Source organism: Nitrosomonas sp. Nm84 (assembly GCF_003201565.1).
Classification (GTDB): Bacteria; Pseudomonadota; Gammaproteobacteria; order Burkholderiales; family Nitrosomonadaceae; genus Nitrosomonas.
In genome coordinates, this window is the sequence record NZ_QJJP01000001.1 from 243,086 (window position 1) to 258,178 (window position 15,093).

Here is a 15,093-nt window from a genome sequence, read left to right on the forward strand (position 1 = left end):
TACTTCTGATCGCAAAGGTAATTAAAACTGGAGAAGCAGAATATGATTCAAACCGGTTTTGAAGAACAAAGACCTGACCAGCGATCAAACTATCAGACTGACAAGTATCCAGGCAGCAAAGAAATGTCCGAATCAACTTCGCCGTGTCGGTTACCGGGATATCACTACAGACAAACATTACATCTTTCTGACCAACAATTTTAAGCTCACTGCCAGAACCATCGCTGATATCTACAAGGCACGCTGGCAAGTGGAATTGTTCTTCAAATGGATTAAGCAAAACCTGAAGATTAAATCTTTTATTGGAGCGCGCAAAAATGCCGTGATGAATTTGAAAAACGCGACTTGATGGCTTTATTGCGAGGTGCTCCACCTAACCTTATCACGCCTCCAATATTCAGATGTCTCTACTTTGAAAGTAACGGGATAGTAGTAAGGTCGTAAGGTCATTTACTAAACTGATCGAAAATAATGGTATAAGCAAACTAAAAGCAACAAACCAAATATTCCAATTCATTGCTGGTATAAGCTAAGGCCGATCATAAACCCAGCGCACCAACGCATCCATCGCAATCCGCGATTGTCCGGCTTTATCGTGATTGACAAAAAAAACGACCACCATGCGTCGCCCTTTGTGATCCAGCAAATAACCGGAGAGCGCTCTAACATTGTTTAACGCCCCGGTTTTCATGTGCGCCATGCCTTTAACCGGCGAATCGATAAAACGATTTTTTAAAGTCCCGTCCACTGCTGCAATCGGCAACGATGACATAAATTCCGGCATCACCGGACTGTCAAAAGCCGCCAGCAAAAGTTGCCCCATGTGGCGCGCACTGATTCGTTCCTTGCGCGATAACCCGGAGCCGTTCTCCACCACCAATTCCGGGAAACTTAATTGCTTACCTGCCAACCATCTGCGGATTGCCGCATCAGACTTGGCCAACGTAGCCGGAGCATTGTTAATGACCGCATCACCTGTGCCCAACGTTAAATACAATTGGCGTGCCGCAATGTTATTACTGAATTTATTGATGCCACGGATGATATCCGCCAGCGGTGGAGATTGATAAATCTTCAACGGCGTCAAGCCTTGCGGTGCCTGGCCCACAACCACGTCACCATGAAACAGACCACCCTGCTGCGCCCATAGGCGCTTAAACAAGTCACGGGTATACACCGCGCTGTCTTGCAGACTCAGCATGACCGATTGCTCTCCGCACTGCCTGGAAAAATTCCCATTCAGAACAACCGTAACGTTATTTTTGTCTTCTTTATCGGCTATGACGTCAATCGCCAACAAATCGCGCCAATTACCACACGCGCCTTGCGTGAGTTTTAAATGATTCTGTACGCGCAAAGAATCCGCTAATGGATCAATCACGACACGCACTGTATTCTTTTCAGGCTGCGGAGACAGTTGGATAGTGGATGTTCGGTAATTAATCAGCAACGCTTCCGGAAGGATGTTGTAGGTACGGTAAGGTTGTCCGTCAAACTCGCCCGGATCATCGTTGGGAATATCATAATGCGTAGGATCCAGAATCAGATTACCTCTGATTTCATACAACCCAGTTTGACGCAAACGATGCATCAGCAACCAGAAATTCTCCAGATCCAGCTTCGGGTCACCATACCCTTTGATGACCAGATCGCCGTGTAAAACACCGTCAGTCATTTTGCCGTTGGCATATAGCAGGGTCGGCCAGGTATACGCCGGTCCCAGCAACTCCAGCCCGGCATACGTTGTCAGCAATTTCATCACGGATGCAGGGTTCATGGCCGCATCCGCATTGACCGCCACCATCGGCTGGCTTGCACCGATTTCCTGAACATACACACCCAGTGCGGTTTCCGGAATGACCAGCTGGTGCAGTTTTTGTTTGACTATGAACGGCAATTCACCGGCACATGCGGCAGCCGTGAATCCAAGCAACAGAACGAATGAACCGAGATGTTGATAAATCCGGGGCACGCTAAACAATACCCCCGCGCTCATCATTTCTTCAACTTGCACATCGCAAACCCATCATCCCACCCCATGCGATATTGATCGTCCTTGTCATAGCGATTGAGGTCCTTAAAAGCCCAACTCGTTCTTTTAGCGGTTTCACAGCCATCAATATAGCCTTGCTGGGTACTCACCGGATAGCCGGTCAGGTTGTATTTCGGTTTTGCACTTTCAGGTAGCGGGCCTGTCTGACGTTCCGGTTTTTTAGCGGGGAGCGGCTGTTTGGTTGGCATTCCGCTACACGCAGAAACAATCAGCGCGACCAAGATGATAAAAAACGATAAACGACAACGCATGCTCAATACCCTCAGAAATTATCCAGAGACCAGACTATAAAACCGATTGCAATAACTTGCCCATTTCAGCGGGATTACGCGTGACCTTTATGCCGCATGACGCCAATACTTCCAATTTTTCCTGCGCTGTGCCCTTGCCGCCGGAAATAATCGCACCGGCATGCCCCATACGTTTACCGGGCGGCGCTGTCACGCCGGCAATGAATCCGACTACCGGCTTTTGCATGTGATCTTTTACCCAGCGTGCGCAGTCCTCTTCATCGGTGCCGCCAATCTCGCCCACCATCAACACGGCATCGGTTTCATCATCATCATTGAATAATTGCATCACATCAAGATGTTTGAGTCCGTTGACCGGGTCACCACCGATGCCGATACACGTGGATTGCCCCAATCCGAGTTCCATCAACTGCGCCACGGCTTCATAAGTCAACGTGCCGGAACGTGAAACCACGCCGATACGACCTTTTTTATGGATGTATCCCGGCATAATGCCGATCTTGATTTCGTCCGGCGTGATGATTCCCGGACAATTTGGGCCAATCAGACGGGTTTTCTTGCCCTGCATTTTATAGCGAGTGCGGATCATATCCCGCACCGGAATACCTTCGGTGATACAAATCACCAAGTCCAGTTCGGCTTCGACTGCTTCATCAATGGCTGCAGCAGCAAATGGCGGCGGTACATAAATAACTGAAACATTGGCGCCAGTTTGTTGTTTGGCTTCCTTGACCGTCGCATACACCGGAATGCCCTCAAAATTCTCGCCCGGTTTGCGCGGATTGACGCCGGCGACAAAACACGCTTTGCCATTCGCATATTCGCGGCACATGCGGGTATGAAATTGCCCGGTTTTACCGGTAATGCCTTGCGTCATGACAAGGCTGTTACGGTTGATCAGGATGGACATGACCACTACTCCTTCAATGGATAATCACGCTTAAAATTATTAAACTTTGGCGGCATTAACCGCTTTTTGTGCCGCATCGGCCATGTTATCCGCCGAGGTGATGGTCAAACCGGAGTCTGCCAGAATTTTTTTGCCCAGATCCACGTTGGTACCTTCCAACCGCACCACCAGCGGTACTGCGAGCCTCACATCGCGGGCCGCCGCTACCACACCCTGCGCAATGACATCGCATTTCATAATACCGCCAAAAATATTCACCAGAATGGCTTGCAGCTTGGTGTTACGTAGCATCAATTTAAACGCTTCAGTGACTTTCTCAGCGTTCGCTCCGCCGCCGACATCGAGAAAATTGGCTGGGTTACCACCATACAATTTGATGATATCCATCGTTGCCATCGCCAAACCCGCGCCATTGACCAGGCAACCAATATTGCCGTCCAGTGGAATATACGATAACTCGTGCTCGGATGCCTCAATTTCAATCGGATCTTCCTCATCCAGATCACGCAGTGCGATAATCTCGGGATGGCGAAACAATGCGCTATCGTCAAAATTCATTTTGGCGTCAAGCGCGATCACCTGTTTTTCAGCGGTCAATGCCAGCGGATTGATTTCCAGCAACGACGCATCGGATTCATCAAAAGCCTGATATAACCCTTGCAATAGCAAGGTGGCTTGCGGCAAACTTTGTGCAGGTATGCCGATTTTCATGGCAATGTCTCGCGCTTCCTGCTCGCGTAATCCCGCGACCGGATCAATAAACACTTTATGAATCTTCTCCGGAGTTTCAGCGGCCACCTTTTCGATTTCCATGCCGCCTTCCGAACTCGCCATCAAACACACACGCTGTTGACGTCGATCCACCACCATACCAACGTAAAATTCCTTCTCGATATGCACGCCCTGCTCGATAAAAAGCCGATGCACCACCTGTCCTTCCGGACCGGTCTGATGGGTAACCAAGTGCATATTTAAAATTTCGCTCGCGCGCTGCCGCACTTCCTCCAATGATTTGGCCACTTTCACCCCGCCACCCTTACCGCGCCCACCGGCATGAATCTGCGCTTTGACCACCCATACCCCGCCACCCAGTTGCTGCGCAGCGCTTACCGCATCGTCAACACTGAAACAAGCTATGCCTTTCGGTGTGACAACCCCATATTTTTGCAAAATCTCTTTTGCCTGATACTCGTGAATTTTCATCAATACATCCTTATCAGTATGTCGATCACATGCCAATATTAGCAGTATATCTTAATCATTTATCTGGTAACTTACGGATTACCAAATAAAAAATACGGTGCAATGCACTCTGCTTATAGGTACATTACAACAATATGCCTTATGCGTTAAACTTTCAACCATTCAGCGATAGGATTATGCTCTGCAACGGATCGTGCGTCGTTTATCCATTTTTTGCTATTTTAGTTAAATCACCTCCGGCAAAGCCGGAGGCTTATATTTGTTAGCCCCTCAAAAAGAGGCGAAAGCCGATGCTACCTAAAGGCAGCATCGGCTACCAAGTTTGAGCTGGTCATAATGTTTGTCCTCCTTCTCTTGATTACGGATGTATTCCCTAACCATCTCTCCACCCAATCCGATTGTTGATACAAAATAAGTATGCTGAAGAGCGGTTAGAATCGGAGTTACGCAAGGAAGCGCTCGAAAAAAGTGGTAGCGCCCTGGCAGCGGCGCGACATGGCTAAACAGGCTGTAAGCAAAGAAAGACAGTATCCGCCTAGCCTACGATATCTATGGTATCAGCGAAACCTGCTATCGTTACCGGCTTGGGCTCAGTGCTGATAACCGTATTATTGCTGATTGGCTGCTGCGGTTGACACACAATCAGCGAAATTGGGGTTCTGGCTTATGCTTTCTGTATTTGCGCAATGTGGAGGGCTTTGCCTGGAACCACAAGCGTGTTTACCGTATTTATCGGGAGTTGGATTAGGGTGTTAACCTCTACTTCTAACTTCGGTTAATAATGGGAGAATTACCCCTGGAATTCTCCGAATTATACTCGGTACTTTTATCTACTCGTCTCGGCTACTAGCAATTTCATACAGTACAAATGGCGGTATTGATAATAAAACTGTAAGTTTCAGCGGAGGCATATTTGGCATTGGATAACCATCGGCGCCGAGAATATACAAAGGAATTTTATTTCTTCGCAAAATATCCAAGTCCCTTGGATCGAAGGTTGAGCAAAAAATCACCGGCTCTAGCTTTGTTGGCATTTGCTCAGTGCAAGACTCAACACTAACCTTGTTCGGAAGCTTAGTCAGTATAAAATCACCATCTTGTGTATGTTCTTTACCAAAATACTGAAACAATCTTATGTAACCTTGGAGTGAATGCTGATGACCGGTCGATCGAGCTCTTGGCCATAGTAAATAAGCGGGACGCTCAGGATCATACAGATAATCCCCTATTTCTCGCGCTTTTGAATACTCCACAGTCCAGCGCTCATACATCGGACGAACGAGCAAACCCAGCTTTGGGTCTTGATAATATAAGGCTGGTCCAATAGCGCCACTTTTTACCAACGAAACGAATAGATATTTCTGAATCTCAGGTGGCAGATGATTAATTGCAAAGTTGCGGGCTTCTTGCATTATCAACGAGTAAGGAGCAAATGCTAGTATTATCACAACTCCCAAAGCGACTACTAAGGAACGAATCTTGTGTTGCTTTATACAACTCCTCAAAATCCAAGTCCACCCCTCACCGGACAGAATCAGTAATGGCAACACAACAAAAAAAGCCATGCGCGCTTGAATTGAGCGTCCATTCAAACTATCAATTACCAAAGGCAACAATGCCAATCCAAGCCACATTGTTGCAAAACGAACAACAGGATCACGCCACAGCATCGGTATCGCCACGCAGGCTCCTACCCACAGCAAACCGCCAGCAATTATAATGGCAAACAAGCCCTTAGCTGGTACTCCAGGAAACATTTCCTTTGCAGCAGAGGAAAAATTCGCCAAGGTTTGTGGATTAACTAATGGAGAAAACCACCATGCATACATCAAATACAAAACTAATGAAACTAAACCAGCAACGATGATGCTTGGTAAGGCTTCATATTTTCTCAGTAGTACTATTGTTGTCAACAATACAATCAGGAAAATCATTCCTGGAAGAGTCGCATCAATCCGAATAAAGAACAGTAAAAATAATAAACTACCAGCACAAGCTCCAACTACTAAAGATCGATCCTCAACAGCTCTCAGCGATACCAAGGTAAAGGAAACTAAAGTTAAAAATGCTGGAGGCTCACTAACCAAATGGCCTTGAAGTCCACGATAACTATCGGAAGCAATATAGGTAACCGCTGCAATAAAGTACCCTATCCACCAAATAGAATCTGGTTTCTCGGGTCGCAAAAAGTTAACCAAGCGCAAGCCTAGTACCACACACAGCACAACACCCAGAGCCATGAAAACCCGATATAGCCATTGCATTGCTATAAGCGCAGTTTCAGTAGTGCCAAATAGCTTAGTAATCTCACCGAGTAAAAGAATGTGACCAATCCGGGTGAAATACCAATGCGCGTCATCGCCTGGACCAAGTTGAATATCTTGAGCGTGTTCGCGATAATCAGCAAGTATATTTGTTTCTGCAGCTCGCTTGGAAAGCTGAACGTAGATCGGTGCGTCCCAATGAGTCTCTTCAAGTGGGGCCAAATCAAAATGAAACAACAGTGCTATAAAAAATACTATCGGCAGCATCCAGAAAGTACGTGGCGAGTACCATGCTGAAAATTTGCTAAATTTGTCAGTATTGTGCAAGTGCGATTCGGGATTCAAAGTAATATTCTTCCTGGCTGCAAGTGCCGAAGAATGATGCGCTTCCATTCGAATTCAAAAAACTTCCTCCTGCCGATTAGGTCTAATTTGATCGTTTGATCGATCAATATGAGTTTCAGGATCAGCAAGTTTGACTCTATGTTTACAAATACAACAATGGAGATAGCGCATTGATATTTATGATTACTCTGGGCACAATAATCGTATGATCTTAAAAATCGCGTCGCTGCCAACGATCTTTGGTTATAGATGAATTTTATATTGCAATTCATCCTAATGTACTTATTTTTACGACTCAACCGGAAAAATACATTGGCGGGAACAGCAAATACACCAGTAAGATTATAATCTTGATTAAGCTACCAAACGTCGCCAAGAATCATAACTGCATTATCCATATACAAGAATAATGACCGCAGCGATAAAAATCTATATGTACTTCAACTACCATCAAGCATATACTGAATTATCAGCAATTCTATAAACGAACGCTATGGAATGAATTTTCATTATTAAGCTTGAACTACAACAATTAGAGTTTGCTCGATTACTTTACCCAATCAATTCTCACCATTAGTCTTCGCTATATTTCGCTGAGTAATTCATCAACAACTTCTCGGGCTAAGCCAATCGCACCATTCCAAGAGGTAACCTCTGGGTAGACTTGAGTAGTCGTAGCCAAGTATAATTTTCCTGGAAGCAAAACTGTAGGCGGTTTACGTTGTTGATAACCTGTGGTGTAAAGTGGTTCCACGAATGGTGCCCGAAATACAAATCGATCAATCACATCTTCATCCTGAAAATCCGGAAAAAGCCGCTTTAATCCTGCCATGTATGCTTCCAGAATCTCAGCATCACTCTGGTGAAAACGCGAGTCTGTACGATGCACATAGTTCATCAAATAAACCAAGTGTACACCTGCAGTATCGATTTTCTCAAGTAGAGTCGTACTCTCAACAATACCTTGGAATGGGATTTCTTCATCGATCGCCGCAACCCAGTAATGCTTTGTAAATCCACGTCGCAACATAAATACGGCATTCACTACGCCTTGCATGTCGATTCCAACATCAATTTGTTGAGCAACACTGGCTAGTTGACCACCTGCCATTGCCTTGCGTAGAAAGGAAATGGGAGTCGTAACGACAACACGATCAAACACCTGCGGGACGCTTTGTGACACACAAACCGCAAGCTGTTTGTTTTCTGTGAGATCCAGTTTCTCCACAGGTGATTGTAGCCTAATTATACCGCCATGTGCTTCGATTGATTTGACCAAGGCCTCTATAATGCGCCGATAACCGCCACGAATATACCCTTTACGCTCACGCTTCCCCCCCTTTTCACGATTGAAACGTGTCCAAAACCAAAGGGCAGGAACTTCATGATAACGATCGCCGAATTTAGCCTGCAGCATCGGTTTCCAAAAGGTCTCAAAGGCACGACGCCCGGAAAGCCGACTTAACCACTCAACACAAGTCACATCATCCAATCCATTGGGTGAGCAAATACTTCCCCACAAACCAGTCAAACCAACACGTATCCTATCAACCCAGGACAAAGGGCTGAACCGCAACAGTTCGAGCGGTGTATTGAGACCATACAATCTTCCATCACGCATGAACCCAAAGCTAGTCTCTTTCCAATATACCTGATCAACGAGCCCCAGCTCACGTAGTACACCTAGCAGGTGCCGATCACTTGGTAACATGCAATGATAAAACCGCTCCAGAAAAACGTTTCGATACTGAAAGAAAGTACCTAAACCACCAAGCTGATCAGATGCTTCATAAACGGTCACGCGTGCACCCGTCTTGGCAAGCCAGTAAGCTGTCACCAACCCGCTGATTCCGCCACCAATCACCGCAACATCCCATGTCGCACCAACAGTTTTTGACACATTGGTAGTGCCAGTATCGCTAGTCACTTTTAACACTGAAGAGTCACTCATGTCTTGATGTTACGCGCCAAGAGATTGGCAGCAAACCGCGCCCCAGTGTAATTACATAACGCCACATCGTGCGCAGAATGCGCATTTTACTGGCGCCTTCTTTAAGATCATAACGAAGAACAAGTGGTACCTCGGAGATACGAGCGCGTATTGACCGCAAATTCAACAATAACTCGAACATACAGGAAAAACCATTTTCACGAATGAAATTGTCATCACCAAATGTGTCGATCAAATTACGCAATGTCTCACCGCGGTAAGCACGAAATCCGCAAGTGTAATCACGCACCCCTGGATAACCAACTATCGTGCGAATTCCCGCACTCGATAGATGACTCAGAAATACACGGAATGGGGGCACACCAACTTCCTGAGCACCTGGCTGAAAACGGGAAGCAATCACTACATCAAAACCTTCCTCCAGCCGTTCCACCATACTTTTCATCAATTCCGGATCCTGAGAGTTATCCGCATCCAGTGTAATGACGATATCGCTGCTTTGTGCCGCGGCCTTAAGACCTGTGCGCATGGCTGCACCCAATCCCATATTTCTCGGATGTTGTATTAATTCCACCGGCATCTGCACTGATGCATCACATACGATCTGTGCTGTCTTATCGCGCGAACCATCATCGACGATAAGAATTCGATAGTTGGCCCATCCTTCCAAGGCATGCTTGATACGATCCAGTAATACGGGAAGATCCCTTTCCTCATTGTATGCAGGCATCATGACTGTAATTTTTTTATCCAGCATTTTTTCTCCTAGCCATTGAACAATAAATTTGTCATCAATCATTTAATCTGACATCCATCAAATTGCTACGAGTAGCGACAACAGCCGCATGTTCGCCAACTGGCCGAACATCAAAAAGGCGTACCATGCTATCGAGACATCGCTCAACAATAGCAATTTTCTGTTCTCCGGTCATCCTCATAGAGGGGAAAAACTTCAATCGAGGCACATCCTCTCCCCCCAGAAAATCAAGTGGATGCAGCAATATCGATGGCTCTACACCAAACAGTCGGCACGCCCATAACGCTGTGTTAAAGTAAATGTGTGCCAATGCTATCGAGAACCCGGCCAGATACATCACATAGCTTAAATGAATGGGAATGCGGAAGACTGGGAAAGTTGTTACAGGCATCTCTAACAAGGAAGTCTCATCAAAATGCCAGCGATAAGGTTTGAGTGGCCGGAGTCCATCTTTCCAACTACCAAACAAACGATTGAGTCGCTCACGTTGTTCTGGGCTAAATTGCCCGGTAGCAAAATAATAAGCACGAGCAATTGGGCCAATAAAGCTTGGCAATGAGCTGGCATCATAAGCATAACCACGTCTGGCTAATACGCGCAGCAGAGTGACTGATTGACTGTAGCCAGGACCGCGAAAACCTATCGGCTTCTGACCGGTCGCAACTTGGATGTGCTGTTCAGCCTCTGCCAACTCCTGTTCAAGATCTTGCTCAGAAAACAAGTGCAGCCAAGGCTCATGGCGCAAGGAGTGATTGCCTATTTCGTGGCCGGCTCTCGCGAGCTGCGCTAAGGCTTCATGATTGTGTTCGAGAGCCGCATCCTGACCAACTACAAATACCGTAATTCGCAAGCTGCGACATTCGAGTGCATGAAGTATACGTGGCACGACGACATTCAGATAAGAGGGATAAGATTCCCAGGCTGGATCCTCATGAGTTTTCAGATAAGCCCACTCATTATCTAAGTCCAGCGACAGACTCGCCAATGGCTTTCCGGACTGGATAACGGAAGTTCGTGTCATCAGGTATCCCCTTTATCCGCAGCAAAAAACTGCGCAATGGCTGAAGCTATCTGTTCTCCAGCATCACCTTTGCCAAATGGATTTTCTGTTGTACGCACGGTATCAAACCATGCTTGATCAACAAGTGCTGTTTCGAGCATTTCTTCGAGACGCTCCCCTGAGTGACCAACAAGTCGTCCAACACCACACTCAAGCACTTCGGGTCGTTCCGTTGTATCGCGCAGCACTAACAGTGGCTTACCCAATGAAGGCACTTCCTCTTGCACACCACCTGAATCAGAAACCACTAACCATGCGCGTGAAAGTAGGTGTAAGAAATCAGTGTACTCGAGCGGCTCAATACAGTGAATTCGTTCAGCTCCAGAAAACTCCGCATCGACTGCGGCACGCACCGATGGATTCGGGTGCACCGGAAAAACAAGTTCAACATCTCGATGTCGCTTTACAAAACGTCGTAAAGCCTTCAAGTGTGAAGACATCACCTGCCCAAAATTTTCTCGGCGATGTGTCGTGAGTACAATCAGATGCTTACTTGAAATGCTATCAAGCAATTGAGAAAGCTTTGGAGAAGCGGTTGAACGCCGCAAGACATGCTGAAGCGAATCAACAACCGGATTGCCGGTCAGTGCTACGCACTCCTTCTTAACGCCTTCAGCAAGCAATATGTCAACATTTTTCGAAGTGGCGGCGAAATGAAGATCCGCCAATTGAGTAATAAGACGACGATTCATCTCTTCTGGAAATGGGCTATGGCGATTATCTGTGCGCAAACCTGCTTCAACATGAGCCACGGGTATGCGTGCATAGAAGGCAGCCAATGCACCAGCGATTGCTGTTGTTGTGTCACCTTGAACCAAGACCAAATTGGGTCTTTTAGCTAAGAGCAACTGCTCCATCGCTTCAACAATCCGCGCCAACACAGAGCTTGGTGTCTGGTTAGGTGTCATAACTGCTAAATCGTAGTCGATGCTTATATTAAATTCGCGTATAAAGGGACGCAGCAGATCCGTATGTTGGGAAGACGAAACAGCAACACTTCGCCACACATCTTTACGTCGCTCAATAGCCCAAATAACAGGTGCCAACTTAATTATCTCCGGACGAGTTCCAAAGAGCGTGAGAATTGTCCTAACTTTGTTATTAGGCGCTGATTTTATAGTCACCACTAATCCTCTCCTAGTAGGATTTTTATTGTACTTTTTTGGGTCGTACGTTGATTCCGTCAGATCTTAACCAGCATACTGCACCAATAATCATGTAAGGTATATTCACGCAGCAAGTGTAAATAACCGAAGCCGCGAAGGGGATCTGTGTCTCGCTAAGTGTAAACGAGAGACCTAGCGTAAAAGCTAGTTGTATCGTACCCAATTGCGCTGGCGATGATGGCAAGGTGAGACCAATTACCATGAGTATCCATACCGTAATTACCATTGAGAGTGTCGCCGTGTAACCAACTGAAATAGCACTTAGCCAGATTGCACCAACAATACAGCTCCATTGTAAAAGAGAAAGTAAGAAAGTATTAAGCAATGTAGATGCACTTCCCAAAGCCGAAAAACCTATAAGACCACGTTTAAGCTGACGTATAATTATTTCCGACAGTTTCTCCGGCAAAAAACGAACAACCAGCATTGCTAAGCGCCCTCGGGTTTTCGAAGGTATAAATATCGATACGATTATTATCAAACCTACCACTACCATGAATAAAGCAATAAATCCAGCTGCAGCAACATACTCTGGTAGTTCTGGATTTATAATCAGAAGAACTCCAAACATTGTTACTACTACCATAAAGTCAAAAACTCGTTCGACTCCTATTGATGCGAGAATAGCACTCGATGCAACATGCGATCTGCGTCCAACCAATGCAGCCCTGAGAATTTCCCCTGAATGAGCCACAATCAGATTAGCTGCAGTGCCTATATAGACTGCAGAGTGCAACAATGACATTTTTACAGGTGCTACTGGTCCCAAAATAACTGACCAGCGCCAAGCTTTCACCAACATGAATAATATTCCAGCCACTAAGACTATTATGGCTGGCAAAAGTTGAACAGTCGAGAGACTCTCTAACATCGAGTGAATATCAGTACCACGAAGTGATAGCCAGAGAAAGATAAGCCCTATGACGATACCTAGTATTATCCATTTAAATCGAGTGTTTATCGTCATAGAATTTTTAAATACTACTGTATAAATAAGATGTAAATTATATTAACAACATATTCAGATTGTTTCTGTATGCCATTTGTCCTTTTCTGCATACCATTTGTCCTAGTACTCTGCTCATCCAGTACTTATATTTTCTTATACCATTTTCCATTCTCGACAGAATCATATTCAGAATACTCATTAGTTATTAATTCCCAAAGTTTCTTATTCTTTGATGCAATTAATCTGTCATAATCATTTTTGACAAAAAGATAAGTGGGGGAGTTATCTTTAAATTCAGAATAAAATTCTTCCCATTGATAATCTAGATAGTATTCCAGTATCCAGCCATTAATACTTAACTCAGGCAGTCGTGATGCGAGTACGTACATCCTCGGGTTTCCACATACAAAAATCGTATCTTCTTTCTTAAGAACTTTAAGTAAGTTTGTAACATCGTCTTTAGCATAGTCATAGCTATATAATTTTGTATAGTTATGTGAAGCAAGACCTTTCCAAACAGCATTCAGTTGATTATAAAAAACAAGAGACAATACCACCGCAATTAGACAACCTTCTAATAGTGGTGCTTTGGGTTTTATTCTCAGTAGGGAATGATAAAAAATAAAATCTAAACCCATTGCGGCGAATAAACCAATCGGCACATACAATAATTGAAAATGATATGCCCACCATGAAGTTTTTTGCATTAATATCACGAATAATCCCACGATAGCCCACGACAAGATTAGGCTAAGAAAGTGAGATTCTTTTTTGGAAATAAGGAAAACTCCGATGACAGCAAGTGCTAGAAATACAATCATTTTTTTGCCATACCATCGGATGGACGAAAATAATCTTTCGAGATCGATCTGATCTTCCAGACCTATCACGCTGGTTGGTATTTTAAAATAGATGTCTAAAACTAGATTTTCGATATGATGAATAAAAACATAAAATAAGAAAATCGATACGGGTATTGCAAATCCCAATATTAATGGAACTATTTGTTTAATAAAGATATAGCCTAGACTCTTTCTTTTTAAGAAAAATATAAAATGGATAAGGAGAAAGGAAAAAATTATGGGACTAAAAACTAGTTTGCATAATAAAACAATACCTATGAGCGCACCTATTGCCAGATATGTAACAAATAGCCCATTCTCTGTTTTATATGCTCTATCCAATAACCAGACAATAAGAAACAAGGGAAAATTAATGAGTGCTTCTAATTGGGTTAAATGCAAGAAATTTGCATTGCAGTAATACACCCCAATAATAAATAGTGGCAGAAGACTGTTAAAGTAGTCAGCACGAAATAAAGAATACTTTCTTATCGAGAAAATCAAAAAAAGGGAAAAAACTATCCAATATCCTAATTCGAAAATATGAATACCGACATCACTCCAACCAAAAGTTTTGCCTGCTATTAAATAAAACAAATAAATACCCGGCTGCTTATAATCGAATAAGTCTTTATATAATGTTTTACCCGAATCTAACAATTGCGCAATAACCACGAATAAGGATTGATCTCCTCCCAGAACAGTAGGGCTTTGAATTAACCCTAGAGTTATAATGACAAGTAACGCGGTAATACTCGCAAATCTGTTTTTAATGTATAGCATCATCGCCGTGACAAAATGTTTTTGGATCAGTCAATCGAAAGTCTTTCAGAAATATTCTTATTTCTAAAAATAAGACATGAAGGATTAGGTGGACTACTTAAGGTTTGCTTAATAACAATCGTTTGAAAAAATAATTCCTGTCAAATCAAATTCGCTACCCCACACCTTTTTTGCAAATTTTGTTAGCATCATACTACCTGCAACGAGTATTATAAATATTAAGTATTGCAGACCAATTTGTTACCTATAATACACCCCACTTTTGTTATTAAAGCTATGTAAGCAGAGTTATCACAGCAATTTCCAGCCTCCCTTGAAACTCATTGAATCAAATTGTTGCAAAAAAACCCGATTTAGCGTACCGCCATTTTTGAGCAATTTATGCATTTTAACTAGTTTTAATGAAACACCTCGCAGCAAACAGAGACGTATTAACTACGTTATTTAATCTGCTAATTTTCAATGAGCCTTCTTCCAAGAAGCAGAGAATTAAATCTGGCGAGATCAATGCGAATAAATATCAATACACTGCTAAGTAATTGCTTAGATAAAAACAAGT

Annotated in this window: 11 protein-coding genes and 2 pseudogenes; 2 read left to right on the top strand and 11 right to left on the bottom strand. The window is 44.2% G+C overall.

Annotation, left to right across the window (positions count from 1 at the left end; genetic code table 11):
• Positions 1 to 64 precede the first annotated feature (64 nt).
• Positions 65 to 328, top strand: a pseudogene (locus tag C8R34_RS01200) (transposase); the annotation flags it as partial.
• A gap of 201 nt (positions 329 to 529) precedes the next feature.
• Here the strand turns inward: C8R34_RS01200 and dacB are convergent.
• From dacB to sucC, 4 genes are read right to left on the bottom strand one after another with little or no spacing between them, the layout of a single operon-like run.
• Positions 530 to 2,014 (bottom strand): D-alanyl-D-alanine carboxypeptidase/D-alanyl-D-alanine-endopeptidase, encoded by a 1,485-nt coding sequence (dacB, locus tag C8R34_RS01205; protein ID WP_258364296.1) that lies wholly within the window; start codon positions 2,012 to 2,014, stop codon positions 530 to 532.
• The gene (locus tag C8R34_RS01210; protein ID WP_110337031.1) at positions 1,996 to 2,304 is read right to left on the bottom strand and encodes a hypothetical protein; all 309 of its coding nucleotides are present in this window, start codon (positions 2,302 to 2,304) and stop codon (positions 1,996 to 1,998) included. The genes dacB and C8R34_RS01210 overlap by 19 nt, the downstream gene beginning before the upstream one ends.
• Positions 2,305 to 2,338: 34 nt before the next feature.
• Complete coding sequence (sucD, locus tag C8R34_RS01215) at positions 2,339 to 3,214, bottom strand: succinate--CoA ligase subunit alpha (RefSeq protein ID WP_110337033.1); 876 nt, start codon at positions 3,212 to 3,214, stop codon at positions 2,339 to 2,341.
• 39 nt (positions 3,215 to 3,253) lie between these two features.
• On the bottom strand, positions 3,254 to 4,417 hold the full coding sequence (gene sucC / locus C8R34_RS01220; RefSeq protein ID WP_110337035.1) for an ADP-forming succinate--CoA ligase subunit beta: 1,164 nt from the start codon (positions 4,415 to 4,417) through the stop codon (positions 3,254 to 3,256).
• Between the two features lie 404 nt (positions 4,418 to 4,821).
• Between sucC and C8R34_RS16785 the strand changes: the two are divergent.
• Positions 4,822 to 5,162: pseudogene (locus C8R34_RS16785) on the top strand (IS3 family transposase); the annotation flags it as partial.
• Between the two features lie 85 nt (positions 5,163 to 5,247).
• Here C8R34_RS16785 and C8R34_RS01225 read toward each other — a convergent pair.
• The 7 genes from C8R34_RS01225 to C8R34_RS01255 all read right to left on the bottom strand — a co-directional run bounded on the left by C8R34_RS01225 (position 5,248) and on the right by C8R34_RS01255 (position 14,537).
• Complete coding sequence (locus tag C8R34_RS01225) at positions 5,248 to 7,074, bottom strand: hypothetical protein (protein WP_110337037.1); 1,827 nt, start codon at positions 7,072 to 7,074, stop codon at positions 5,248 to 5,250.
• A gap of 535 nt (positions 7,075 to 7,609) precedes the next feature.
• Positions 7,610 to 8,977 (bottom strand): NAD(P)/FAD-dependent oxidoreductase, encoded by a 1,368-nt coding sequence (locus C8R34_RS01230; RefSeq protein WP_110337039.1) that lies wholly within the window; start codon positions 8,975 to 8,977, stop codon positions 7,610 to 7,612.
• A complete protein-coding gene (locus tag C8R34_RS01235; RefSeq protein WP_110337041.1) occupies positions 8,970 to 9,776 on the bottom strand; it encodes a glycosyltransferase family 2 protein in 807 nt (268 codons plus the stop codon). Before C8R34_RS01235 ends, C8R34_RS01230 begins: the two co-directional genes overlap by 8 nt.
• Positions 9,769 to 10,755: a polysaccharide deacetylase family protein gene (locus C8R34_RS01240; RefSeq protein ID WP_110337043.1), complete on the bottom strand. Its 987-nt coding sequence runs from the start codon at positions 10,753 to 10,755 to the stop codon at positions 9,769 to 9,771. The genes C8R34_RS01235 and C8R34_RS01240 overlap by 8 nt, the downstream gene beginning before the upstream one ends.
• Positions 10,755 to 11,921 carry a non-hydrolyzing UDP-N-acetylglucosamine 2-epimerase gene (gene wecB / locus C8R34_RS01245; RefSeq protein ID WP_309146166.1) on the bottom strand — a complete coding sequence of 389 codons (1,167 nt, stop codon included), beginning with the start codon at positions 11,919 to 11,921 and terminating at the stop codon, positions 10,755 to 10,757. Before wecB ends, C8R34_RS01240 begins: the two co-directional genes overlap by 1 nt.
• 22 nt (positions 11,922 to 11,943) lie before the next feature.
• Positions 11,944 to 12,927 carry a lysylphosphatidylglycerol synthase transmembrane domain-containing protein gene (locus tag C8R34_RS01250; RefSeq protein WP_110337046.1) on the bottom strand — a complete coding sequence of 328 codons (984 nt, stop codon included), beginning with the start codon at positions 12,925 to 12,927 and terminating at the stop codon, positions 11,944 to 11,946.
• Positions 12,928 to 13,052: 125 nt separating this feature from the next.
• Entirely contained in the window at positions 13,053 to 14,537 is a 1,485-nt protein-coding gene (locus tag C8R34_RS01255) for a hypothetical protein (protein WP_132467043.1), read from the bottom strand.
• Positions 14,538 to 15,093: the final 556 nt, after the last annotated feature.